Origin of the sequence: Tenacibaculum jejuense (assembly GCF_900198195.1) — a bacterium.
GTDB lineage: Bacteria > Bacteroidota > Bacteroidia > Flavobacteriales > Flavobacteriaceae > Polaribacter > Polaribacter jejuensis.
Map to the genome: position 1 here is coordinate 4,394,057 of NZ_LT899436.1, position 26,584 is coordinate 4,420,640.

The window sequence follows — 26,584 nt, forward strand, 5'->3', positions numbered from 1 at the left end:
GAGTTAACTAAACACTGATTCTAAAACGTCTAAAGATTTTGGTTTTTTAAAACCATCCAAATGTAACTCAAAATATCGAATTATTAGCTTTAGTACGCTCTGTCTTTCTTTTTTATTAAATGAAATTGTATGAATTGCATCAAAATTTATGCCTAAAAGTCTTTTGAATAAAACAAAATCTTTACCAGTGATAGTTGTTTTGTCATAAACTGAATTTGTAAAGCTTCCTTCTAACAAATTGAATCCTGAACTTTCAGTATTTGTAGTGTCTGGGTAAAACCCTAAAAAACGTGATAAATTGAGTAAAAAAAGTAAATGAAAATTAGAAATTGAATCATGAGTATCTAACCAAATTAATGCAGTTTCTATGTAATTATATAATATCTCATTTTTCTCTTCTTCTTGAATTATTGAAGATAAAATCTCAGATATAAATAAGACTATAGTTTGCTTAACAACAGACATATGTATTGTTTCATACATGGGTGAAACTTGAGCTTCTTTTATTGAATTTAAAGTTCCTTTTGTATTATGATTTGCTGTTAACTGTAATAAGGTTAAAGGTTGAAAATAAGCCGCTTTTAATTTTCCTTTCTTAGATTTTAAAACTCCTCTTACCATGTAAGTTTTAACTCCATCTTCTTCTGTAAAACATTTTACAATTAAACTAGAGTCACTATACTTTATTGCACTAAAAACTATGGCTTTTGTAGAAATAACAGTCATTAGTTTACAATCGCTATTTTAGTAGTGGCTGATTGTTCTCCTTCTTCAGTGGTTAATAATACAATGTAAATTCCAGAAGCAACTTTTTGTCCTGCTAAATTTCTTTTATTCCAAACTACTTTTCCTCCTTCAACTTGCTGACCTTCCACTACATTTGTTTCATAAACTAAGTTTCCAGAAGCATCTAATATTTTCACATTAGTGCCTTTAGGTATATTTGTTTCATTTCTACCAGCTATAGTGACACGATCGTGAGTGTTTAATACCGGGTTTGGATATGCATATACTTCACTTAATTCATCACCAAAAGGAGCAACATTACTATTGTAAGCTACAATTCCTTTATCTGTTGCAAAGAAAACTTTACCTGTAAACTCATCAACAGCAATCTTTAAAATTTTGTTTGATGGTAAAGGTGAATTATCCTTGTTAAAGTTAGCCAGCGTATTTTGACCATTAGGATTAGTATATAAAACTCCTCCATTATCTGTACCAAACCATTTGTTATTTGCTCCGTCTACTTTTATGGCATTTATAGTTTGATCCCCTAATAACTTTTTTGCGATACCATCGTCTAAAATAATTATTGGTTCTGCATCAAAAACACTAGCATCGAAAATTGAGGCAGGATTATTATAGACTACTAAACCAGATAAAGTTCCTATCCAAAGTCTATTATTTCTATCTATGGCTATGGCTCTTGTATTTCTATTGGGTAAATTTCCTTTCGTTGGCTCAGTTGTTAAAGCTCTTTTTCTATCTCCATTTTCGTTATATGCAAACAAACCATTACTTCTGGTAGTAATCCAAACTGTATTTGTATTATCAATTGCAATTTCTCCCATACCAGCCCTATTCTGAACATACAATTGATTAATATTAAAGTTTGTCCAATTTCCTGCAGGTGATAATTTCTTTAATCTTGAATTCCCCAAAATGTTAGTTACCCATAAGTTTCCTTCTCTATCGAAAGCTGTTCCAGAAATACGAATTGTTACTCTGTTGGGATCTGTAGGCACTATATCTTCTAAAGGACTATTTAAATGATTATAAAAGTTTGTAATGTTATCGTCAACTATCTCAAATAAACCTCCAGTTAGTGGTGTATTTACTGATCCTGTATCTCCAAAAGAACTTATAAAAACTCTATTATCATTATTTTTATCAATCGTAATACTTACTAAATCTCCAAATGGATTCGTTGGATTAAACGGAGTATTTAACCAAGTTTCACCATTGAATCTTGAATAACCTTGGCGTATCTGAGAAGGTGTAAATGTTACATCGTAACCTCCGTACAACACCCATAAATTATTATTGAAAACATCTATAGAAAATACTTGATTTGATAATGGTCCATCAGGATGAATCTCTGTGTAAGATTGTGATCCTAGAGGAGCATTTAATAAGCCGAATTCTGATGTACCCAGTAAAATTGAACTATTGTTAACAATAGCTGTATTTAGCGTAAAATCAAAACTACTAGATGTTGTATTAGTGCTTTGTAGTGCTAAAGAAGTGTTATAAACATTAGCTGAATTAGATAGAGATACTACTAAATTCGTAGCAGAACTTTTTACATCCTTAATATTTTCAGGAAAAGAAAGTACGTTTTGTTGTGTTGTTCCGTTTAACCTAACTAAGTTACGATTAGACACTGCATAAACATTTCCTGAAAAAGATGTGATTTTTTGAAAAATCCCTGTGAATCTTTGTTCCCAATTTGCTGCATCAATCAAATTAGGACTTGTGATATCTGCCACAAATATTCCATTATCTGTAGCAGCATAAATCTCATTATTTAAAACGGTGATTTGATTTACATTTACACTAGTAGATCCTGCGCCAATAAAATAAGTATCACCAAATTCTAAGCGTTCAATATCATATAAAACAATTGCAAATGAAGTTGCTATAAATAATTGTCCGTTATGCTCAAAAATATCATTAATTCTCTTTAAACCAGATTGGTTAAAGTTTACGATATCAGGAGAAACTGTAACTGTACCATCATCACTAATTACTTCTACCAAACCTGTTTCGTATCCGATAACAATTCTATCAAAAGTTTCATTATAGTGAATTGCCGAAGTCGTTTCACCAGATAAACCATTAACAGAAGATAGTTTCCTTAACTCCTCTGTAGTTGTATTGTATGAAAAAACCGCATTATCTGTTAATGCAAAGACATTTTCACCATTAATAACAAAGTCTCTTACATTATTATATGAAAAGAAATCTTCCCAACGATCACTAAAATCATTTTGTGCATTGGATAACAACAAAAAACATAAGGCTATTAGTGTACAGATTTTCTTCATAATTGCTTCAAAGATATTTAATAATAACGATAAAAGCGATACATTCGTACAAAATAGAACTTGATCTTATGAGTGTTGAAATAGAACGTAAATTCTTAGTAAAAGATAATAGATTTATAAACGAAGCTTCGAAAAAAGTGTATATCAAACAAGGGTTTTTAAATTCTGATAAAGAGCGTGTAGTTAGAGTTCGTTTAAAAGATGATCAAGGCTTTTTAACTATTAAAGGAAAATCAAATGCTTCTGGAACCACAAGATTTGAATGGGAAAAAGAAATACCGAAAACAGAAGCTGAGGATTTATTCAATTTATGTGAAAAAGGAATTATTGAAAAATACAGATATCTTGTCATAATAGATAATCACACTTATGAAGTAGATGAATTTTTAGGTGACAATTTAGGTTTGATTGTTGCTGAAATAGAACTTTCAAGTGAAAACGAAAACTTCGTAAAACCAGATTGGTTAGATAAAGAAGTCACTGGTGAAACTAAATATTACAATTCTAACATTAGTAAATTACCTTATAAAGATTGGTCATTATAAGTTGTAAATGGCCCAAAAATGACAAAGACTTCCTAACAATACAAAAACATGAAAAATAGCATGGTTAAAAGGTATTTTCTTTATTGAATACAAAATAGCTCCAATAGTATAAAAAACTCCACCGCCAATTAAATAATTAGTTCCTTCTGAAGATAAACTTTCCATTAATGGTTGAATAAAAAATACTACTAACCACCCCATTAATACATACATTACTGTAGATACATGTTTTAACTTTCCTGTAAAAAACAATTTGAAAATTATTCCTACCAAAGCGAAAGTCCAAACAATTAGGAACATTCGTAAACCTAAATCAGATTTTAAAGCAACCAAACAAAAAGGAGTATAACTTCCTGCAATAAGCATAAAAATTGCTGCATGATCGAAAACTTTTAATCGTTTCCTTTTAACTGGATCTGTTGCTTTATGATAAAACGTAGATGCTGCATATAGTGTTATTAAACTTATTCCGTAAATAATAAAACTTATTTGATACCAAACGTTAACATAGCAACATGCTTTAAATATCAAAAAAGAAAATGCAATACAACTTGCGAATAAACCAATTGCATGTGTGAGTACATTTAAATACTCTTCTTCTTTACTATACTCACTTACTTTGTTTCTGCTTTGCATGTAATACTTTATTCGTGTCTTTCATATATTGTTTATCATTCGCTAATGCGTTATACATCAAATCAAAAACTTCTTCTTTTAATTGACGACGATCTTCAATTTGTAATGAACTCGTTGGTATAAATTTATATTGTTTTACACGTAATTTCGTTGGACCACCTTTAAAAACATTCCATGAGAATGAACGTTTGCAATCGAAATAAACTTGCGGTACAATTGGAATTTTAAATTCTATAGCTAAACTAAAAGCTCCATTCTTAAAAGGAGCTAATACTACCTCTTCTTCTGGCACTAAACCTTCTGGGTAAATTGCCACACTCGTTCCATCACTTAATCTTTGTTTGGCTAAACCATAAACTTTTCTTCTACTTTCAGCGCTTCCTCTATCGACCATAATCACCACTCTTTTGTAAAAAAAACCAAAAACAGGAATCTTAACCAATTCTTTTTTTCCAACAAAAACAATTGGATTTTTACTCATGATAATCATCAACCAAATGTCAAAAAATGAAGTATGATTGGCACAAAACACATAACTTTTGTCTCTATCAATTTCTTCTTCTCGATCAATTTCAAGACGAAATCCCATCGCAAAAACTAAGAAATATGAAAAATAACGTGCTACCTTCCAGAAATACGGATATAACTTTTCACTTGAAGATAATATAATTAGTAATGGCGATAATAAAACAATACCTACAAACATCAATACATAAAACCATGCACGCCATAATAGTAGAAAGGGAATCTTTATGTATTTCATATTTGCTAATGTAGTAATTTCTTTCGTTTGATAGATTTAAAGCTTACTTTTGTTCACCTGAGAAAACATTTGTAAGTATTTACAATTGTTTTTTTAAATAATTTAAAAAGAAACAAAACTAAAATGTCTAGAATTTTAACTGGTGTACAAAGTACTGGTACGCCACATTTAGGAAATTTATTAGGTGCAATTTTACCAGCAATTGAAATGGCAAATCAACCAGAAAACGAGTCGTTTTTATTTATTGCAGATATGCACTCATTAACTCAAATTAAAGACGGAAATCAATTACGTGAAAACACATACAGTACAGCTGCTACTTGGTTAGCTTGTGGTATTGATGTGAATAAGACTGTATTTTATCGTCAAAGTGATATTCCTGAAGTAACAGAATTAACTTGGTATTTAAATTGTTTCTTTCCATACAACAGATTAAAACTTGCACATAGTTTTAAAGATAAAGCAGATCGTTTAGAAGATGTTAATTCTGGATTGTTTACTTATCCGATGTTAATGGCTGCTGATATTTTGTTATACGATGCTGAAATTGTTCCTGTAGGAAAAGATCAATTACAGCATTTAGAAATGACAAGAGATGTTGCCGAGAGACTAAATAATATTGTCGGAGAAACTTTAGTTCCGCCACAAGCAAAAATTCAAGAACATACACAGTTAGTTCCTGGAGTTGATGGTGAAAAAATGAGTAAATCTCGTGATAACGTCATTAATATCTTTTTACCAGACAAAAAGTTACGTAAGCAAATCATGAAAATTCAAACGGATAGCACTCCTTTAGAAGAACCTAAAAACCCTGATGGTGATAATGTTTTTGCTTTGTATAAATTATTAGCTTCTGATGAGCAAATTGCCGAGATGCGTGCAAATTATGAAGGTGGAAATTATGGTTATGGACATGCTAAACAAGCTTTATACGAATTGATTATCGATAAGTTTGCTGATGTGCGTTCAAAATACAATCACTACATGGAGAACAAAAATGAAATTGATGAAGCATTAGCAATTGGTGCTGAAAAAGCTAGAAAAGTGGCTCAAGATGTTTTACAACGTGTACGTGCAAAAGTAGGTTACTAATTTCAAACTAAATTATATAGACTTAAGCTTCTGAGAATATTTCTTAGAAGCTTTTGTTTTTTATAGTGGTTTATCAATTAGAATTAATTATCCTATTCAGATAAAATAATTTACTATTGGGAAAATAATTCGATTTCTCTATTTAAAAAATTCATAGTTTGACTTTTAAAGAACACTATTAACCAAAAAAAAATAGTGTAACAACTATACATTTTAAATGTCTTTTTAAAACAACTAAAAATCGAATATGAACAACTTTCTAACACTTTCTCTACTACTTTTAACATATCTTTCCTTCGCTCAAGAAAAATGTAAATGTTCTAGAGATTTAGATTTTGTAATTACTTATTATGAAAACAATCTTCCTGGATTTAAAGATAATGTTACCTCTAAAACAAAGGCAACCTACAATTCTTTAAAAACTAACCTAATTGATACAGCAAAGAAAGTCAGCACAAAAAATGATTGTTATAAATTAACATTACAATATGTAGAATTTTTTAGAGATAATCATTCTTCAATTTACATGCAAAGTCAAAATATCGATGAAAATAATGAAGAAGAATTACAAGAATTTTTAGCTTCAGAAATTTATACTTCAAGAGAAACAATTCCGTTAGAAAAAGTAGATCAAAAACAATATCCAATAGACAATATTCTTGGAATTTATGAGATTAAAAATGCATATACTGTTGCTATAATTCCTAGTAAAACTAAGTTAAGAGATTATGTTGGAGTCATACTTGATGCGAAAACAAAACTTTGGAAAAAAGGACAAGTAAAGTTTGAACTTAAAAAAACAACCACTCCAAATGAGTTTTTAGCAATTAGTTATTTAAGAAATCATGCTGTTAGATACGATAGTCGATTTGCTTTAAAAGAAGGTGTGTTAGGAGATTATTGGTTTAAAACATCTTTAAATTCTTATGTAAACCATGCAATTGATATTCCATCTACTTACGATTTTAAAACAATTAACGATAGTATTTCTTATTTACGAATTCCTACTTTTTCTGGTAAAAGAACTGCAAAAATCGATTCGCTATACAAAGCTTCTTTCGATAAAATTAAAAAGCAACCTTATTTAATTATTGATGTTCGTAATAATGGTGGAGGAAGTGATGATAACGTAAATCCACTTTTAGAATTTATCTACACGAATAAAATCAAAACTGATAATGTTGAGCTATATATTACAAAAGACAATATTAAAATTTGGGAAAGCTGGTATGAAGATGCAAAAAGTGATACGGTAAACTTTAATAAAGATCGAGTAAAATGGTTTGAAAAGAGAGTAGAACGAATGAAAAAAGCAAAGTTGAACTCTTATATTTCTGTATCGAAAGGAGGGCGAATGAGTAGGAAATTTAAGCCTAATGCTGTAAAAAAGGTTGCTATTTTATACAATAAAAATTGTGCTAGTTCTTGTGAAACTCTTTTATTCTGGGCAAAACAGAGTAAGAAAACGATTTTAGTTGGAGAAAACTCTGGCGGGTATGTTGGTTATGGTGAAGTTGGCGCTGTAAAAACTCCTTGTTACGATTTCACATTAACATGCACATCTAGTCGCTACAAAAAACAACGTGCTTATGAAGTGATTGGTATTGCTCCTGATTTCTATTTGAACAATCAAAAAAGCTGGATAGATCAAACTATTGATCTTTTGAAAGAATAAATTACTAAAAAGCTGTTTAAAATTAGCGCAGTGAGATTCTGAAATAAATTCAGAATGACATTATTTTTAGACAGCTATTTTTAATCTTTAGTATACTTTAGAATTTCATTGACTTGCTCAATACTTAACTGTGGAAAAGTAGGTTGATGTTTTTTAGAGCTCAAATATTTATGTAAAGAAAGTGAATCAAACTTTACACCTCTTAAAGCTGGACCTGTAGCAGGTTTACCTAACCTATGGCAAGAAGCACAATTTGCATTAAAAAGTTTTCTTCCTGCTCTTTGTTCTTTAGAAATATTTACTGTTCCACAAAAAAATCTTGGTTCTTCTTTTGTTGTTTCAGAAAATAAAGCAGAAGAAAAAAGCATCAGCATAATCATAAGAAATACGACTACATATGATGCAAATATTTTGTTCTTTAAACTCAATTATTGAATATAATTATTGAAATATTTCCAGTATTTATCTTTATACATCTCGTAATCTACTTCTAATTTCCCTTTATAATTTTCAATTATTTGATCTGTGACTTTACATGGTTTTTTATAATCTTTACATGCAAAATATACTTCTCTAAGATTATCTCCCGTTTCTCTTCCAATATTTAAATATCCTTGTTCATCTTTTAAAGACAGCATTAATTCATCTTCAAAATCATTTAATAATTGGTATACATCTTTATTCGGGAAACCGTTATTTTCTGCACCATCATAAGGTATTTTCAAACGTAAGATCCAAGGATGAGAAGCTTTTGCATCCCAATTTAAAAGATCTGTATTCATGATGGCCATAAAAGGACTTCCATTTTTCAGCGTAGTTTCAAAACTACCGTAATTATCGTTTTCAGTATCTCTTCTTAAGCCTTCATATTTTTCTACAAACTCTTTTTCTCTCCAAGTTAAAAAACTATCGAGCTTGTCTAAACTTACCAATTCTTGTGTCGCTTCTTCTTTCCTTTTAAAATGAACTACATCTATTAAAGTTGCAAATTTTAGCTCACCTAAATAATTATCTAAAAAAATATAGCATCCGTTGATTATTTCAGATTTATTTTCTTCTGACAAATCATTATGAACTATTGTTATAGAAATTTCATCTGGATATTCTTGATCATTCTCAGCATAGAAATACATATTTTCTATACTGAATTTATAGTTATACATTTCTATTCCAGAATCGTTAAAACCAAAATTTGGTTTAAATGCTTGAAATTTCCAATTAGGTAGCTTAGGACTTGCAGCAACTAATTCTTCCACCAAATAAAAGTTTTTTAAGTTTCCATCTGGTGTAAGAATTAAATCTGCAGTAGTATCATTGAGCATCCCTGATAAATAGAAAACTCCTTTTTTAATTTGATCTAATTTTGGACCAATAACATCAAAGAACTCCTTGCTAAGTCTATTGGAATCTCCACTAGCAACTACTTTATGAAACGTTTTTTCATGAAGTAAAAACCAATCCCAAAAATCTTGATACGATGTTATTGCTTGTTCTTTTTCTTTTTTTGAAAACAATTTTTTTAATAAACTCATAATTTAAGGTGCTGGGTTCGGCATTGCTGCATGAACTGTTTCTATTTCTTTTAGAATTTCTTCAGTCAATTCAACATGAATTGAGTCAATATTCTCTTTTAATTGATCCATTCTTGTAGCTCCGATAATATTACTCGTTACAAATGGTAACTGATTAATATACGCTAAAGCTAATTCAGACAATGTTAAACCGTGTTTTTCTGCAATTGCTAAATAGGCTTGCACTGCATTTTGAGATCCGTCTCCCATGTAACGCGCAATAAAACGTGGAAATAAAGTTCCTCTCGCTCCTTCTGGTTTTCCTCCGTTTAAATACTTTCCAGAAAGTACTCCCTGCGCTAAAGGAGAATATGCTAAAAGTCCAATATCTTCTCGCATAGAAACTTCAGACATTCCGTATTCATAACCTCTGTGAATTAATGAGTATGAATTTTGAATGGTTACCATTCTAGGTAAATCATGTTGTTCAGCAGCTTGTAAATACTTCATTGTTCCCCAAGGAGTTTCGTTTGATAAACCTACATGTTTTATCTTTCCTTCTTTAATTAAACCTTGAAGTGTTTCTAAAATTTCAATATGATTTTCGGCTTCTTTTGCTGAAGTTTTATACGGATAATCACGTACACCAAAACAGTTTACTCCACGATTTGGCCAGTGTAACTGATATAAATCGATATAATCTGTTTGTAAGCGTTGTAAACTACCTTCAACAGCTTCAACAATATTCTTTCCTGTTAAACCTCCAGATCGAATATGTGCTGTATAATCTCCACCTCCAGCTATTTTAGAAGCTAAAACAACTTTATCTCTATTTCCTGTTTTCTTAAACCAGTTTCCGATAATTTTTTCTGTAGCTCCATAAGTTTCTGGAGTTGCAGGAACAGAATATAATTCAGCAGTATCAAAAAAATTCACACCTTGTTCTAAGGCATAATCCATTTGCTCAAATCCTTCTGCTTCCGTATTCTGATTTCCCCAAGTCATTGTTCCTAAACAAATCTTAGAAACTTTAACATCGGTATTTGGTAATGTTGTGTATTTCATGTACTCAATTATTTAATTTACTAATGCAACAGTATTCTAATTTTCTACTATTTTATTGCATTACTACATTATTAACTTGCTGTGATTTCAGAGAATTGAACAATTTTAAATTATCAGTTCGAGAACTATTTCTAAATCAAAATTCTTATTCTCGATACAATTTTTTTCATTTCACTCTAAAAAATCACTCGAATTGACAGAGTTTTTATCCAATTACACAATTGGTTTTTAATCTGATAAATCTTATTAATTTAAAATCGCATCGATTCCTGGTAAAACTCTACCCTCTAAGCTTTCTAACATTGCTCCACCTCCAGTAGATACGTAACTTACTTTATCTGCAAATCCGAATTGTTTTACAGCTGCAACAGAATCTCCTCCTCCAACTAAAGAGAAAGCTCCATTTTTAGTTGCATTGTCGATAAAGTTTCCTAAAGCGATTGTTCCTTTTGCAAAACTTTCCATTTCAAAAACACCTAAAGGTCCGTTCCATAAAATCGTTTTACATTGGTTTACTACAGCTTCAAAATTTTCTAATGATTTCGGACCAGCATCTAATCCTTGCCAGTTATCTGGAATTTCATTTACATCTGAAACTTGAGTTTCTGCATTATTATCAAAAGCGCTAGCAGCAATTACATCAACAGGAATGTGAACTTGTACATTTTTAGCTTTTGCTTTTTCAAGAATCTCTAAAGCTAAATCCATCTTATCATCTTCGCAGATAGAATCTCCAATTTTTCCACCTTGTGCTTTCACAAATGTGAATGTCATTCCACCACCAATAATTAAGTGGTCTACTTTATCTAAAATATTTTCGATTACAGTGATTTTAGAAGAAACTTTTGCTCCACCTAAAACTGCTAAAACAGGTTTTTCTGAATTGTTTAATACCTTATCGATACTTTCAATTTCTTTCGCTAATAAATGTCCGAAACACTTATTTTCTGGAAAAAACTGAGCGATTACTGCTGTAGAAGCATGCGCTCTATGCGCTGTACCAAAAGCATCGTTTACATAAACATCTCCTAATTTTGATAATTGTTCTGCAAAAGCAACATCACCAGCTTTTTCTTCGCCATGAAAACGTAAGTTCTCTAACAATAAAATTTCACCGCTTTTTAATTCAGCAACAGCAGCTTCAGCAGCTTCTCCTACGCAATCTTCTACAAACTTTACTTGCACTCCAATTACTTCGCGTACTTTATCAACAATATGCTTTAAAGAAAATTTTTCATCTACTCCTTTTGGACGACCCAAATGCGACATTAACACACAACTTCCTCCGTCTTCTAAAATTTTAATGATTGTTGATTTAGCTGACTGAATTCTAGTATCATCTGTTACTTGAAATTCGTCGTTTAGTGGCACATTAAAATCTACACGGATTAATGCTTTTTTATCTTCAAAATTAAAATCGTTGATTGTCTTCATTCTTTATGTTTTTTAGAAGTTTGCTTTTTTGTTGATTCCAACAAAAATAATTATTCTAAATTAGAAAAAACACGATTAAAAACGCTTATTTCTCTAAATTTATAACGAAAACGTTTACTGTAAACTTTCTGCTTAATTATGATCTCTTTTACACAAACTTCTGACACTTCTGAGCTAAAACAAATCTTAGCATTACAACAACGAAACTTACCCAAACAACTTACTGAAGAAGAAAAGAAAACACAGGGTTTTGTGACTGTTGAACATGATATAGAAATACTTTCTAAAATGCATAATCTTCATCCGCATATTATAGCAAAAGATAATAATAGTGTTGTTGGCTATGCATTATCGATGTCTACATCATTTAAAAATGAAATTCCTGTTTTAATTCCTATGTTTAATGAAATAGACAAACTTGATATTCATCCGAATTTTATTGTAATGGGACAAGTTTGTGTTGATAAAGCATACAGAGGAAAAGGAATTTTTAGAGGTTTGTATGATACAATGGTTACAACTTTTTCTGGTCAGTTTACAAGTATTATCACAGAAATTGACGCTAATAATACTCGGTCTTTAAAAGCGCATGAAGCTATTGGGTTTTCTGATCTTTGTACTTATGAAACAGAACAACAATTATGGAAAGTTGTTGTTATGAGTATATAGTTTTTAAGATTTCTTAGTTGAATTATTTTTATAAAACTAAAAAATGTCTCTCTGAGTTTTTTTTACAAACCCAAAAAGACATTAATTATGTACTAAAATAAGTTATAAATCTATTTTTTTATAAAACGTTTTATTCCTATTTCTCCCTCATCTGTTTCTATCTTTAACACATATAAACCATTAGATAATTGACTAACATTACACGTTTTTGTGTTTTTAGCTCTTAATATTTTAGCTCCTTGTAAATTATAAACTGTTAACGATTTAATCTCTTTATCTGACTTTATATTTAATTTTTGTAATACAGGGTTTGGCGCTATTTCAGTATTCGTTAAAACAAACTCATTGTCTTCATTAGAGGCAGTCGCTCTACAATTTTCATTATATGTAGCTGTGTTATCTTTAATTGTTGTCCAATCGTTATCACTCATAGTTTTATTATCTACCTGAATACAAGTCAACTCTGGATTTGAAGTAAAATCTGACAATGTTGAATCGATCTTAGTATTATTCCCGTTTTTTATATCTACAGAAGTTAGTTTATTATCGTTTGCATACACACTGTAAATTTCTGAGTTTTCAGATAAATCAAGGTTGATTAATTCGTTATTAGACACATCTAAAACCTCTAACCCTACATTTGAAGAAACATCTATAATTAATAACTCATTTGAATTTAAGTATAACTTTTTTAATGCTGAAGCATCAGTTGTATTGATGGTTCTTAATCTATTATTATTTAGATTTAAATGCGTTAATTCGGTATTATTATTTAAACCTATAGTAAGTATTTCATTATCCTGAAGCTTTGCTTCTTTGATTTTACTGTTTGATAAGTTTAAATCTTCAAGAATATTATTTGATGCATTCAGATATTCTAAATTATCGTGAACAGACAGAAATTCCATTGTGTTGTTAGAAACGTTTAATGTTTTTAATTTGTCGTTTCTAGATACATTTAGAACTCTTATTTTATTGTTGCTAACGTTTATTTCTTCTAAGGTATTTCCTAAGAAAATATTAGTAATTTCATTGTTGAATGCTTCTAGCTTTTTCAAGTCTCTATTTCCTGTTAAAGACAAGAGCTCAATTTTGTTGTTTTGGACTTTTAATTCTTTTAAAGATTCAAAATGTTCTATTCCTCTTACATCTTCGATTCCTTTGTTTGAAAGATCAAGAGATTCTACATTTTCAACATTTCGATTTAAAACAGTACCGTTTATTTCTCCAGCATCTATATTTAAATCGATTAAAACTTGCTCGAAATTCTCATCTCTAATTACAATAACACTACTACTACAAAATCTATCATAACTTGCAATATCATCTTTAAAATCTGCCCAGTTTTCATTACTATAATCTTCATCATCAACCTCAATACAAGTTAATGCTGGATTGTTTTTAAAACTAGAACCAGCAGCACCAGTTAAAAAGTTTGTATTGTTTCCATTTTTTAAATTTAAATCTAACAGTTGATTATCATCTGCACTTACGTAATACAATTCTCTGTTTCGATTTAAGGCAAGATCAGTTAATAAATTTCCATCAATAGTAAATACTTCTAAATCTCTATTACTACTCAAATTAACTTCTTTCAACTTGTTATAAGCTAAGTTAATTACTTTTAATCGGGTATTTGCTGATAGAATTATTGCTTCAATATTATTTTCATCTGCATACAAAGATTCTAAATTAGACTGTACTAGTGTACTTAATGCATTTAATTCGTTATTGCTAACATCTAGATGAATTAAAAGAGGACTTCCAGATATATCTAACTCAGTGAGCTTATTGTTTTTTAAATACAATTTTTCTAACTGAAGATTAAGGCGTAAACCTATTGTAGTAAGATCGTTATCTCCTAGACTTATTTCTTTCAATAAGCGATTATCTGTTAAATCGACAGTTGTAAATAAATTCTTGTTAGCACTAAATATTTCTAAAAATGTATTTCTCCCTAAATCTATTGTTGTTATTTCGTTATTATTAATTTCCAGTGTTTTTAACTGACTATTTTCAGTAACATCAAGAACTGTTAGCAAGTTATCTGAAACCTTTAAACTTTCAAGAAGAATACTTCTAGAAACATCTAAAAGATTCAGTTTGTTTTTAATAAGATTTATTTCTTTTAAAAGAACATTATTAGTTAGTATTATTTCTTCTAATGAATTTCCTTCAAGATTTAAAGTTTCTAAGCTTATGTTTGATTCTAAATTAATAGTTTCAATATCATTCCCTTGTGCTTCAAGTCTTTTTAATACAGTAAAACCTTCTATACCAGTTAAATCTTTAATATCTCTAAACGATATATCTAAATTTTCTACTCGATTAATATTTGCTGTAGGCACTACATTATCCAAATCTCCAGAATCTAAACCAAGAGCAATTAAAGCTCTTTCGAAGTTATCATCTGGTACAATTGTGTTTTGAGAAAATGCAAAATTAGTACTCATGCAGAGTAGCAAAAATTGTAATAGTGGTTGTAAATTAGTTTTCATCTTTCTGTTTCTATTTTCTGTTTTTCTGAGGTTAAAAGTAGCTCAGAAAGTCTTAAAGAAATCTTAAAAAAAACATAAGAAATTTGACTTTATTAATTCCACGTAAACCCTATAAAAATCATAGGTTTATAACGAAATTCACTCCTGTTTTATTTTCGTTTTGATTATCAGTTTTTTGTCGAATTTTTTAACATTTTTTGAAATCAATTTTTCCTAAAAAGAGCACTTAAATGTTTACGTTAAAAAATTGTTACGTACTTAAAAAGGAAGTTCAGAAGGTTCTAAAAATGATATTTCTGGATTGTAAATCTCTTGAATTAACTTTTTGACTTGATCGATAAACGAATCTATTCTATCTAAAGAAACAATATTGTCTTGTCCACGATACTTTTCAGAGAAGTTTAACTTCATAAATCCAGATTTCAATCTTTTAAAAGAAATGATCCCAGCTTCTATTTGAAGTTCTGCTGTAGGATTATTTTGCGTATACATAAACGCATACAACAATACCTGAATGGCTTTGCTATATTTAAAATCTATAACCGCTGTTATGTCAGAAATTTTTAAATCTGAAGCATTTACAACACCAGTTTTATAGTCAATAATACGAGTTACTCCATTGAGTTGATCTACACGATCTACTTGTCCATGTATTTTAATCGGATAATTGATTCCATCTACATTAAAAAACGCTTCGTAATCTTTTTCTACTTCAACAATTTTTAAGACATTATTTGTATCAGAAAGTAATGTGATTTCTTGATCTAAAAAGTTTTGTACAAAACGAACAGCAACTTCAAAAATCAATCTGTTTTTTCCAGTCGAAATATCTCCGTTTTTAAAATACTCTGCGAAGAAATGTTCTACCAATTCAGAGACTTTCTTTTTCATCACAGACACATCATTTTTCACAATAAACTTTCCAACAAAAGGTTCGTATAAAACACGTAACGTTTCATGAACAACAGTTCCTAAAGTATTAAATGCAACTTCTTCTTCGATGTCGTCAAACTCTCTGATTTTTAAAACTTTTTGCTGATAAAAAGCAACCGGATTATACAAATAATTGGTTAAAGCAGAAGGAGAAATTCCTTTAGTTGCTAATTCTTTTAATCGTTCAAGAATTGCTTCATTTTTATGAACCTCTAGTAGTTCTGTGCTTTGTTGCGTAACTTTCGGACTTATAAATGTGTGTTTTACGTTATCTTTTAACAACTCTAATTGTGTTAAAAAACGACTCTTCTCTCCTCCTCCGTACGAATCACTTTCTGTATTATAAATCAAATAAATATTTTCTGCTCTTTGAATCAGTCTGAAAAAGTGATACGAGAAAATTGCATCTTTTTCTTTATAACTAGGCAAACCGTAATGCACTTTTGCATCAAAAGGAATAAACGAAGTTTGTTTACTAGACGCTGGAAAAACGCCTTCATTTACTGAAGTAATAATTACATTTTTAAAATCTAACAGACGTGTTTCTAACATCCCCATTAGCTGCAATCCTTGTAACGGTTCCCCTTGGAAGGATAAACTTTCAGAAGAAATAAGTTGTTTAAAGAATTGATATAAAACCTTTAGGTCGGAAAAATAACCAAATTCTAATTGTAAGTTTTGTAACTGATTAAAAGCTGTGTAGTATCGAAATAAAAACTCTTTTTCTAATCCTTGAACTTTATCTTTTAAATGATCTATAAATCGAACAATTCTTTGTAAAAAAGCATCTACTGTTTTAAATTCAGAAAATAAATCAGAAATCAAATCTCGTTTTGTTTCGTCTACATTTTTAAGAAAACTTTCGATGTAAGTTTTAGAAACAAAAGTTCGGTTTTCAGTAAAAATTGCACCTATAATTTGCTCGGAAACAACTTCATTTTCTGTAGTTAGTATTTTATAAACAAAAGGTTCTTTTAACAGTTTTACTACTTCTTTGTAATAAAATTGTTGTGCATCTTTTTTCTGAAGTCTTTCTTGTGTGATGAACAGTTGAAACAACGACAAAAACAAACTTGTTGAAGGCATATCTTTTAACGGATATCCCATTGTTATATTCACTGAATTTACATTCTGTGGTAACGAGTTTAAAGTAATTGGCAATTGCGATTCTTCGGCTAAAACTAAAGCTGTATTTTCATGACTAGAGAATTGCGATAATAACTCTCCTGCATACTTCATTTGAGTTACATTTTTAGAAGCTCCGATTAATTCGATATTCTTCGGTTGTGAAAACCAATTCCCGATCGTTTTTATTTCATTTGTTTGATAATATTTCCACCTGGCTTTATATTTTCTGATAAATGCACCTGCTTGATGATTTGAATACAAAAACGTTTCATCAATATCCCAATATACTTCAGTATTTTCTTCCAACAACATTTGTTTAATCATGAATTCTTCTGCTTTGTTTAAAGCATTAAATCCAATAAAAAAGAACTTTCTATCTCCTGAGTTTTGTAAAAAATTTTCTAGTTTTTTAGTTGCTTCTCTGTACAAACATCCTTGATATCCGATTTTATTTTCAATCAGATATTCATAGAAAAAATCATAGTATTCATTTAACTTTTCAGTAAATGCAAAGTGATCTTTTATTAATTCGGTTTCTTGAAACGTACCTTTTACCGACCATTTTTTTAAACGCTCAACATCTCGAATATATAGAAACACTTCTTTGGTATTGATCAAATGCTGATCGATCTCATTAAAGTCTTGTAACACTGTAAATGCCCAAGAAGCAAAAACATCAAACGTATCTGGCTTTTCTTCAACCTTTTTATAAATCTGATAGAAATAAAACAGTAACTGAATTGAATCTACTTTACGAATTCCAGATACTTCTTCTGTAAACTCTTCAATATTCAATATTTCAGGAAAAAAACCTTGTACTTGCGCATCTTTTAGTGCTTGTTTTACAAAAACTCCAGCACGATTCGATGGCAATACAAAAGTTACATCTTGAAAAGATTGCGTCGTTTTTAAGATGTCTTGAATTGTTTCCTGAATAAATGTTTGCATTTATTTTATTTCTGTTTGAATCTTTAAATTGAGAATACAAAGTTAAGTCAATAATGTTATTCTTAAGAATACAGAGATAACATGATAACTGGATAGATTTCTAAAATACGATAATTATGTTATTTTTGATTTCAACTAAATACAAATGAATACACTTTCTGTTGCTGCATTACAATCTGATTTAGTTTGGGAAAACCCGACTAAGAATTTAGAAAACTTCACAAAGAAAATAAATCATATTTCTGATACTGTAGATCTTATCATATTACCTGAAATGTTTACCACTGGTTTTTCTATGAATGCTAGTAATTTGGCTGAGAAAATGGATGGTATTTCTGTACAATGGATGCAAAAAACAGCAGTAGCAAAAAATGCTGCTATACTTGGAAGTATTATTATTGAAGAAAATGATGCGTATTTTAATCGTTTGTTGTTTGTTTTTCCGTCAGGTGAAATCAAACATTACGATAAAAAACATACGTTTACTTTAGCTAAAGAACACGAAACGTATACTTCGGGAACTCAAAAGCTAATTGTGGAATATAAAGGATGGAAAATTTGTCCGCTTATTTGTTACGATTTACGTTTTCCCATTTGGGCCAGAAACGTAGAAGATTATGATTTACTTTTATATACTGCAAGTTGGCCTAAAAAACGAATTAGCGCTTGGGATGCTTTATTAAAAGCTAGAGCGATTGAAAATATGAGTTTCACCATTGGTGTAAACAGAATTGGCTTAGATGGTAATGATTATGAATATGTTGGTCATTCTGCTGTATACGATTGCTTAGGAAATTGTTTGTCTGAAGAAAATAATGAGTTAGAAAGTACAATTACACTGAAACTTCAGAAAAATGAACAAGAAACTATTCGAGAAAAGCTCGGATTTTTAAAAGATCGAGATAAATTTAGTTTGCTATAAATGAAAAAATCAATTTTCTTATTTTTTTTATTCAATTTAACGATAACAACACTTTTTTCTCAAGAACGCAAAATTTACTTAGGTTTAAATTACGGAAGAGCAACACAGAATAGCTTTCCGTTAAATGATCCTGATTACGATTATGACAATCAGTATTTAAAAGTTCAAATCAATTATCCGCTAACACTAAAGGAGAACTTTAATTTTGAACTTTTAATAGAGCCAAGTGTATACTTTGCCAATCATCAATTATTAAACGAGCAATTTGTTTTACCAACCACAGAAAACTTTTTAGAGTTACGAGAAAAATTCACCAAAAGAAGAGCTTTTGAAGAATACGCTTTAAACATTGGAATTTTAATTCGTTACAATATATTTTCAAAATTCAGTTCTTATTTACTTGGTAGTGTTGGTCCTATGATTTCTAATGAAGACACAGAACGTTTAAAAAGAGGATTTGCCTTTTCTGATATCTTGGGTTTAGGGTTTTCTTGGAAACAAAAAAGAATCTTGTTTGATTTTCGATTGACTTTGCGACACAATTCTAATTTAAATTTTGCTTCTCCTAATAAAGGACATAACAGTTTTGGTATTGAATCTGGAATTTCTTTTCAACTTTAAATGAATCGTTTTTATTCCTATTTTTACTAACGAGTAAAAAAATATTCAATATTTATATGGAAAAGGTACAACTGTTCACTTTACTTCTTATCGGTGTAACAGCTTTTATTACTAACAAAGGTTTAAAGGAATTTACTTTCCAAGACAAATTCTTATTTCATGTTGATAAAGTATTCATCAACAAAGAATATATCCGACTAATTTCATCTGGTTTTCTTCATGTAGATTGGAAACACTTTGCCTTTAATATGATTACCTTATATCTTTTCGGATCTAATTTAGAGGACTCTATTGGTGCATTTCTTTTCTTCCTTATTTATCTCATCAGTTTAATCGGTGGAAATCTGTTTGCTTTATACATTCATAAAAATCATTCCGATTATACAGCTGTTGGTGCTTCTGGAGCTGTTAGTGGAATCGTTTTTGCTGCTATTGGATTGTCTCCTAGTATGGAAGTCGGTTTTATCATTCTTCCCTTTAAATTTCCTGCTTGGTTATATGCTATAGGATACGTTTTATACTCTATTTACGGGATTACAAGTAAAAGAGATAATATTGGGCACGAAGCTCATTTAGGTGGTGCAATAATAGGTTTATTAACCGCTATTGCTATTGAACCAGAAGTTATTAATACTAATTTTTTAACTATTGCACTAGCATTAATTCCAACTTCTATATTCTTGTTTTTACTTATTATAAAACCCCATATTCTTTTATTGAATGATCCGTTTAAAGACGCACCTAAAAACATTACTATAGATGATAAATTCAATGAGATAAAAGTTGCAAAACAAGAAGAAATTGATTCTATTCTAGATAAAATAAATCAGAAAGGTTATAAAAATCTTACACAAAGAGAAAAAGAAAGATTAGATGAGCTTTCGAAATAATTAATTTGAAATTAAGTTATATTCTAAAGCAACCAAATCGAGTATTCTTTATCTAACTAGTATAAATTAAAAGGATTCTGAAATGAAAAAACTAATTCTCTTATTAACTTTTATTGGAATATTGATTTCTTGTGAAGAAGAAAATCAAAGTGAAATTGTTGATATTCACGTAAATCATTACAAAAATACCGCTGTAGGTTTATCTCCTCAGTTTACACTTTTAATTCAAGAAGGAGCTATTTTAAATACTGATACTTGGCATAACTTCTATTCCTCTATTGAAGGATTCACTTATGAACCAGGTTATATTTATGCATTGTCTGTAAAAAAAGAAACAATTCAAAATCCTCTTCAAGACACTAATTCTTTTAAATATTCATTACAAAAAATACTTTCTAAAGAGAAAGTAAGTGAAGATGTTTCTTTTGACTTAACATTAAAACTTGAGGGAGATAATTTTGTAAATACTTCTTCTTCTGACTTTTTAATTTTAGATGCAATTACAATTGACTGTGAAAATTTATGTCAGGAATTAGAAAACAAACTACAAACTGAAAATAATGTATTTGGAACTTTTAAACATATCGATGAAAATAATTTACAATTGATTAGTTTAAATTAACCCATTTTAACAATAAAAAAAGCAACCAAATTGGTTGCTTTTTCATTTATGCTGGTATCATCCATTTAAATTTAAAATCTGTTTCCGGAATTACAATTCTTTCTGTAACACGGTACATTCTATCTGGTAATTTCATTAGATAGTCTCTTGCTTTTTCAGCTTCCGCAGTTAATCCTGTAATTTTATCGATTTCCCAAGCTGTATTTAACTTTCTAAGAATATCTACATAATCAAAACCTGTGTAAACTCCTATACGTTGTGCTACAGTTGAAAAATCATCAAAAAGAGTTCCTTTTTCATTAAAAGATTCGCGTAAGTGCATTGCTGGCATCACAATTTTATGTCTCATCATTTTTTCAAAAGCTAGCATCATTTCACTAGGATCGATCTTGAAAATTTCTTTTACAAAACCAGAATACGCTTTGTGATGTCTCATTTCATCACCTGCAATAATTTTTGACATTCTCGATAATAACTTATGCCCTTTTTTACGAGCTATTTTAGCTACATTATTATGCGATATATAGGTTGCTAATTCTTGAAAACTCGTGTAAACAAAGTTTTTATAAGGATCTGTGGATGTACCAATATCGAAACCATCTGCAATTAAATGCTGCGTAGAAATTTCTACTTCTCTCATGTTTACTCTTCCAGAAAGGTATAAATATTTATTTAATACATCTCCATGGCGATTTTCTTCTGCAGTCCAAGCTCTTACCCATTTAGCCCAACCGTTATCTGGATCTTGAGTTACTCCATCCAAATCCATTAGCCAAGATTCATAAGTTGGTAGAGCTTCTTCAGTAATTGTATCTCCTACCAAAACTGCCCAAAAATCGTCATCCAATTCTTTAGAGATTTCTCTAATTTCCTTAACCTCTTCTATAAAGTTTTCACTTTGAGAATCTGGTAAAAAATCTGTAGGTTGCCAAATTTTCTCTATTGGAATTAAAAAATCGTCTACAAAACCATGGATTTTACTCTCCAAGGTTTTCATTACTTCTTTTCTTATATTGTTTATCGACATTAATTTAGTTGTTTTATGCTACGACAGCACCAGTAACTTCAGCTTCTACTTTAGCTAATAAGTCATCAAACGGTAAACTGTCTATCTTTATTGGTTCGTGTGTTGTAATTTTTATAGGACTTCCAATTCCTAGAGGGAATTTTCCATACTTAAATACTTTCCATGAATTGTTTATAGTTAACGGTACTACATAACTGTCTGGATTATATTTCACAAGCATTTTAAGTCCATTAGATGCAAAACTTTTCGGTTGTCCGTTTCTACTTCTTGTTCCTTCAGGAAAGATAGCTGCAGACCAGTTATTTTTATGTATTCTTTTAGCAAACTCAATCATTTCTGTGATTGCTTGCTTTCTATCTTTTCTATCTATTAAAGCTGCTCCTCCATGTTTTAAATTAAAAGAAATACTAGGAATACCTTTCCCTAATTCTTTTTTAGAAACAAATTTTGGACAATGTTTTCTGAAATACCAAATAATCGGAGGAATATCGAACATACTTTGATGATTCGATACAAAAATAAGGGTTTGTTTTTTTGGTAATTCTTGTTTGTTTTCTACACGAACTGGTACTCCTAAAATAAGTAACGATTTTACTAAAAACCAGTTCATAACATTTACTACTTTTTGATGGCCGTTTTGACCACCTAATTTCAAACCTATCCACTGTATTGGGTGAAATACTATAAGAAGAAGAAAGAATACTAATGCAAAAATTGCAGATAAAAAATAACTTATTATTTTCATTTACTATAAAATAAGATTCCCGCTAATTGCGGGAATGAAATTGTATTAAAACGGTAACCAATTAGACCACGGAATTTTGGATAAAATAAATACTAATGCTAATCCGTAGAAAATCGAAAAAGTTTTAAATTTTGATTCGCTTTTTATTTGTTTTTTATGTCTAGACCAACCAATAGTGATTAAAGTAATTGCTAAAATCATCATTACAGGATGTTCTACAGCTAATAATCTATTACTTGCATCGATTCCATTAGCTTTCATTGATTTATACCAAGGAGACATAAAATACCATCCTAAACCAATTAATAATTGAATATGAGATGTAATTAATGCAAATAAGCCTAATCGAAAATCTTTATGTGTGAACTCTTTTTTTTGTACTAGTCCTATTACAGCATTTACTACAGCAAAAACTAAAACAGCTAATGCGATGTAGGCCCAATAAGAGTGAACTGTTTTCATCATAATTTGTTAGTTTATTTATGATGTAAAAATACTGAATTTTATGCATAAAAAAACCACCTCATAAGAGGTGGTTTTAAAAAAATCGTAACTGGATTAGTTAAATTTATATCTAATACCTAATTGCATTTGCCATCTTGACGAATTTAATCCTGCATCGTCAGATCTGTTTAAATCAGTTTCCGCTCTAGGATTATAAGTAAATGTTGGAGTTGTTCCGTCAGGTAAAAAATCTTCAAAGTTTAATAATCTCACGGAGTTAAAACTTCCTGAAAAGTATCTTTTACCCCAGTTCTTATTTAATAAGTTTGTAAAGTTAAAGATATCTGCTGTTAATTCGATTGAATGGTTATTCTTTCCTTTTAAAGAAAACTCGTGAGCAAACTTTAAATCAACAACATGACTCCATCTAGCTCTATCACCATTTCTTTCAGCAAACTGCCCTCTTCTAGATCTTAAATAATCATTACCTTCAATAAAAGCATTTAAAGCTGTCCATTGTTCAGCAGCTGTAAAAGAACCATCGTCTACTAAAATGATATCATTTTCGTCTTTAGGAATATAAGCAAGAGTGTTAGAGTTCCCTGTATCTGCTGTTAATGCTCCACGGTCGTTATATACATAACTAAAAACGTTACCTTCACCTGCATCATAGAAGAATCCTAATGTAGTTTTATTCCAATCATTCCACTTAAAATCTATAGAAGCATTACCTACTAATCTATGACCTTGTGCAAAATCAGATCTAGATACATCTAAATTATTAGCCCCTCTAACATTTTCCATTCTCGACCATTGAGAAATATTTTGAGAAGAAGTTCCGTCGTTTAATACATCAGAATCTCCAAAAGAATAAGAAAGTTGCCCTCTAACATCTATGAAATCTGAATAGTAGTTCTTACTTAATGTAGTTGAGAAATTCCATGATTTACCTTCTGTTGTATTTGAAGCTAAAAGAACTTCTTGATAAGTGTTATCTATTCTTTGACGACCAAAGTTTGGTATACCTCCACCAGGTCCTGTAGTAGTAAACAGAGCATCACCTAAATTTAAGTTTTCATATGCTACAGCTCTAATATTATCGTTTAAGATAAGATCTGCAGAAATAGCAAAACCGGCTGGTAATTTCTGATCAATCGCAATATTAGTTTTAAATACTTGTGGTAACATAAAATCAGCAGCAAATAAATCAACTATACCTCCAGTAGCTCCAGCTCCAGGTGCTGGATCTTTGAATTGTGAGTTAACATCTGGATTGAAAGCAGGTATAAAATCTCCAAATCTAGATTGATTATCAATTCTTCCTGAAGTAACCCCATTGTTATTATAAGCTCCTCCTGGCCATACTAAAGGAACTCTAGATGTGAATATACCTATACCACCTCTAATTTTAGTTTTTCTGTCTCCATTAACATCCCAAGTAAAACCAAGTCTAGGAGAAATATGTAATTTAGATTTTATACCTTGACCAACTCTAGCTCCTTGTAGATTTTTACCAGCAGCTCTTAATAAACTTACTGTTCTTGTATTAAAATCTTCATTTACTCTACCATCTTCCCATACTGGAATATCGAAACGTAAACCTGCAGTTACTTTTAATCTGTCTGAAAAAGTAACTTCATCTTGTACATAACCACCTAACTGCATTGAATTAAACTGTGCAGAACCTTCTGAAGTATCTCCATTTCCTCCAATTAATGAATAACCTAAACGGTATCTTATTGCTGGTTGATTAGTAATAAAATCACTCACACTAGCAAATTCATAAGCACCAAAATTTCTTCCAAAGAAAACATTGTTAACACTAGAAAATTCATTGTGAGTACCAATAGTAAACTTATGAGCTCCTGAATAAATTTCAAAGTTATCTGTTAATGTGAAAATTCTTGTTTCTAAAAGATTCGCTGTTGAAAATGGTTCAGAACCAAAATTTATACGACCTCTACCATCACGAATACTAACATTTGGAAATGGGTTTCCATTAAAACCTCTATCATCGTTTACAGATGTGTAACCTAAAACTAAATTATTAGAATATTTATTTCCAAATCTAGAATTTAATTCTAACGTACTTGTGTTAGTTATAGATTCGAATATTTGATTTCCATTTGAGAAATTAATAGATGAAATTGATGAAGCATTTGCTCTGTTGTTAATACCTTTTACAAATGAATGCTTTAAAGATAATTTGTGATCATCATTAATATTCCAGTCTAACTTAGCAATTAATTTATGACTCTTTAAAGAAGAAATAGCATCTTGTACTCCACCAACATTATAATTGTAGTTTGTTGCAATGAACTGAGCTAAATTAGCAATATCTAAAGCATCAGAATCTCCTGTATAATTATCTATAAAGAAAGTTCTTGGTGTTTCATCTTCTTGTCTTTCATAATTCACAAAATAGAATAACTTATCTTCTTTTATAGCTCCTCCGATTCTAGCTCCGTAAGTTAACGCTGTAAATTCAGCAAGCTTTTCTCTAGGGTTATCTCCAGCGATATCAACAGGTGTCTTTCCTGCTAAGCTTTCGTTTCTAAAAAATGAATATGCAGAAGCTTGTACTTTGTTAGTACCTGATCTCGTAATCGCATTTATAGATCCACCAGCAAATCCTGATTGCTTTACATCAAATGGAGCTATATTAATTTGAAACTGATCAATTGCATCTAAAGATATCGGATTTACACCAGTTTGTCCTCCATTTGTTCCTGAAGCAGCTAAACCAAAAACATCATTGTTAACAGCACCATCAAGATAAATAGCATTAAATCTGTTGTTCTGTCCAGCAATTGAAATAGTATTATCTCCACTAATCTGTGCTTGAGGAGTAAGTCTAGCAAAATCAGCTATAGATCTTGAAATTGTTGGTAAAGATGCTATTTGCTTACGTGAAACTTTTGTTTCAGAACCATCTTTAGAACCAGAAGAAGCTGTTACAACTACTTCCTGTAAAGCATTTGCTTCCTCTGAAAGCTTTAAATTAAAAACTTCTGCTCCACCTAATCTTAAATAAATCCCTTGTTTTTCAATAGTTTGAAAACCAACAAAAGAAACAGTTAACTTATATGGCCCACCTGTTCTCATGTTAGAAACTCTAAAGAATCCATCTAAATCTGTAGAAGCACCATACTTTGTTCCTGATGGTGTGTGTACTAAAAGTACGTTTGCACCTGGTAACGGTTCTCCTGTATCGTCGGTAATTTTACCCGACGCAGAAGAAGAAGTTACACCTTGACCTAATACTGCTGTAGCCACAAACAGTAAAGATACTAGTAGTAAATTTTTGAAATTTTTCATTGTCCTTATATAATGTAATTAAAACGAAGCAAAATTCACTCTTTTTAATAT

At 30.1% G+C, this 26,584-nt stretch carries 22 protein-coding genes; 8 read left to right on the top strand and 14 right to left on the bottom strand.

Going from position 1 to position 26,584, the window contains the following annotated elements; genetic code table 11:
- Positions 1-3 precede the first annotated feature (3 nt).
- Both recO and porZ read right to left on the bottom strand, forming a co-directional pair.
- Positions 4-726, bottom strand: a complete 723-nt coding sequence (gene recO / locus AQ1685_RS19255) for a DNA repair protein RecO (protein WP_095074766.1) — start codon at positions 724-726, stop codon at positions 4-6.
- A complete protein-coding gene (gene porZ / locus AQ1685_RS19260; RefSeq protein ID WP_095074767.1) occupies positions 726-3,047 on the bottom strand; it encodes a type IX secretion system anionic LPS delivery protein PorZ in 2,322 nt (773 codons plus the stop codon). The genes recO and porZ overlap by 1 nt, the downstream gene beginning before the upstream one ends.
- A 68-nt stretch (positions 3,048-3,115) precedes the next feature.
- On the opposite strand from porZ, the gene AQ1685_RS19265 reads away from it, so the two are divergent.
- Positions 3,116-3,592: a CYTH domain-containing protein gene (locus tag AQ1685_RS19265; protein WP_095074768.1), complete on the top strand. Its 477-nt coding sequence runs from the start codon at positions 3,116-3,118 to the stop codon at positions 3,590-3,592.
- Here the strand turns inward: AQ1685_RS19265 and trhA are convergent.
- Both trhA and AQ1685_RS19275 read right to left on the bottom strand, forming a co-directional pair.
- Positions 3,587-4,228, bottom strand: coding sequence for a PAQR family membrane homeostasis protein TrhA (gene trhA, locus AQ1685_RS19270; RefSeq protein WP_095074769.1), 642 nt, complete (start codon positions 4,226-4,228; stop codon positions 3,587-3,589). The genes AQ1685_RS19265 and trhA overlap by 6 nt on opposite strands.
- The gene (locus tag AQ1685_RS19275; RefSeq protein ID WP_095074770.1) at positions 4,203-4,991 is read right to left on the bottom strand and encodes a lysophospholipid acyltransferase family protein; all 789 of its coding nucleotides are present in this window, start codon (positions 4,989-4,991) and stop codon (positions 4,203-4,205) included. The genes trhA and AQ1685_RS19275 overlap by 26 nt, the downstream gene beginning before the upstream one ends.
- Before the next feature lie 123 nt (positions 4,992-5,114).
- On the opposite strand from AQ1685_RS19275, the gene trpS reads away from it, so the two are divergent.
- Positions 5,115-6,083, top strand: coding sequence for a tryptophan--tRNA ligase (trpS, locus tag AQ1685_RS19280; protein WP_095074771.1), 969 nt, complete (start codon positions 5,115-5,117; stop codon positions 6,081-6,083).
- Positions 6,084-6,330: 247 nt separating this feature from the next.
- A complete protein-coding gene (locus AQ1685_RS19285; protein ID WP_095074772.1) occupies positions 6,331-7,758 on the top strand; it encodes a S41 family peptidase in 1,428 nt (475 codons plus the stop codon).
- Between the two features lie 80 nt (positions 7,759-7,838).
- Here the strand turns inward: AQ1685_RS19285 and AQ1685_RS19290 are convergent, their stop codons facing one another.
- The 4 genes from AQ1685_RS19290 to AQ1685_RS19305 form a co-directional block, all read right to left on the bottom strand.
- Positions 7,839-8,132, bottom strand: a complete 294-nt coding sequence (locus tag AQ1685_RS19290) for a c-type cytochrome (RefSeq protein ID WP_231970217.1) — start codon at positions 8,130-8,132, stop codon at positions 7,839-7,841.
- Positions 8,133-8,186: 54 nt separating this feature from the next.
- Positions 8,187-9,290, bottom strand: coding sequence for a DUF695 domain-containing protein (locus tag AQ1685_RS19295; RefSeq protein WP_095074774.1), 1,104 nt, complete (start codon positions 9,288-9,290; stop codon positions 8,187-8,189).
- Positions 9,291-9,293: 3 nt separating this feature from the next.
- Positions 9,294-10,334: an NADP(H)-dependent aldo-keto reductase gene (locus tag AQ1685_RS19300; RefSeq protein WP_095074775.1), complete on the bottom strand. Its 1,041-nt coding sequence runs from the start codon at positions 10,332-10,334 to the stop codon at positions 9,294-9,296.
- A 246-nt stretch (positions 10,335-10,580) separates the two neighbouring features.
- Positions 10,581-11,768: a phosphoglycerate kinase gene (locus tag AQ1685_RS19305; protein WP_095074776.1), complete on the bottom strand. Its 1,188-nt coding sequence runs from the start codon at positions 11,766-11,768 to the stop codon at positions 10,581-10,583.
- A gap of 138 nt (positions 11,769-11,906) precedes the next feature.
- Between AQ1685_RS19305 and AQ1685_RS19310 the strand changes: the two genes are divergently transcribed.
- Entirely contained in the window at positions 11,907-12,437 is a 531-nt protein-coding gene (locus AQ1685_RS19310) for a GNAT family N-acetyltransferase (protein ID WP_095074777.1), read from the top strand.
- 110 nt (positions 12,438-12,547) lie between these two features.
- Here the strand turns inward: AQ1685_RS19310 and AQ1685_RS19315 are convergent, their stop codons facing one another.
- Complete coding sequence (locus AQ1685_RS19315) at positions 12,548-14,890, bottom strand: T9SS type A sorting domain-containing protein (protein ID WP_157730293.1); 2,343 nt, start codon at positions 14,888-14,890, stop codon at positions 12,548-12,550.
- A 303-nt stretch (positions 14,891-15,193) separates the two neighbouring features.
- On the bottom strand, positions 15,194-17,944 hold the full coding sequence (locus AQ1685_RS19320; protein ID WP_095074779.1) for a PD-(D/E)XK nuclease family protein: 2,751 nt from the start codon (positions 17,942-17,944) through the stop codon (positions 15,194-15,196).
- Positions 17,945-18,089: 145 nt separating this feature from the next.
- On the opposite strand from AQ1685_RS19320, the gene AQ1685_RS19325 reads away from it, so the two are divergent.
- From AQ1685_RS19325 to AQ1685_RS19340, 4 genes are all read left to right on the top strand, one after another.
- Complete coding sequence (locus tag AQ1685_RS19325; protein ID WP_095074780.1) at positions 18,090-18,866, top strand: amidohydrolase; 777 nt, start codon at positions 18,090-18,092, stop codon at positions 18,864-18,866.
- On the top strand, positions 18,867-19,487 hold the full coding sequence (locus AQ1685_RS19330; RefSeq protein WP_095074781.1) for an acyloxyacyl hydrolase: 621 nt from the start codon (positions 18,867-18,869) through the stop codon (positions 19,485-19,487).
- A 56-nt stretch (positions 19,488-19,543) separates the two neighbouring features.
- Positions 19,544-20,377, top strand: coding sequence for a rhomboid family intramembrane serine protease (locus AQ1685_RS19335; RefSeq protein WP_095074782.1), 834 nt, complete (start codon positions 19,544-19,546; stop codon positions 20,375-20,377).
- A gap of 82 nt (positions 20,378-20,459) precedes the next feature.
- Entirely contained in the window at positions 20,460-20,999 is a 540-nt protein-coding gene (locus AQ1685_RS19340; protein ID WP_095074783.1) for a DUF4377 domain-containing protein, read from the top strand.
- A gap of 46 nt (positions 21,000-21,045) precedes the next feature.
- Here AQ1685_RS19340 and AQ1685_RS19345 read toward each other — a convergent pair whose 3' ends face one another.
- The 4 genes from AQ1685_RS19345 to AQ1685_RS19360 all read right to left on the bottom strand — a co-directional run bounded on the left by AQ1685_RS19345 (position 21,046) and on the right by AQ1685_RS19360 (position 26,533).
- On the bottom strand, positions 21,046-22,026 hold the full coding sequence (locus AQ1685_RS19345; RefSeq protein ID WP_095074784.1) for an acyl-ACP desaturase: 981 nt from the start codon (positions 22,024-22,026) through the stop codon (positions 21,046-21,048).
- 13 nt (positions 22,027-22,039) lie between these two features.
- Entirely contained in the window at positions 22,040-22,771 is a 732-nt protein-coding gene (locus AQ1685_RS19350; RefSeq protein ID WP_095074785.1) for a lysophospholipid acyltransferase family protein, read from the bottom strand.
- Between the two features lie 45 nt (positions 22,772-22,816).
- Positions 22,817-23,233, bottom strand: coding sequence for a hypothetical protein (locus AQ1685_RS19355; RefSeq protein WP_095074786.1), 417 nt, complete (start codon positions 23,231-23,233; stop codon positions 22,817-22,819).
- 96 nt (positions 23,234-23,329) lie between these two features.
- Entirely contained in the window at positions 23,330-26,533 is a 3,204-nt protein-coding gene (locus tag AQ1685_RS19360; protein WP_095074787.1) for a TonB-dependent receptor, read from the bottom strand.
- Between the last annotated feature and the right edge of the window lie 51 nt (positions 26,534-26,584).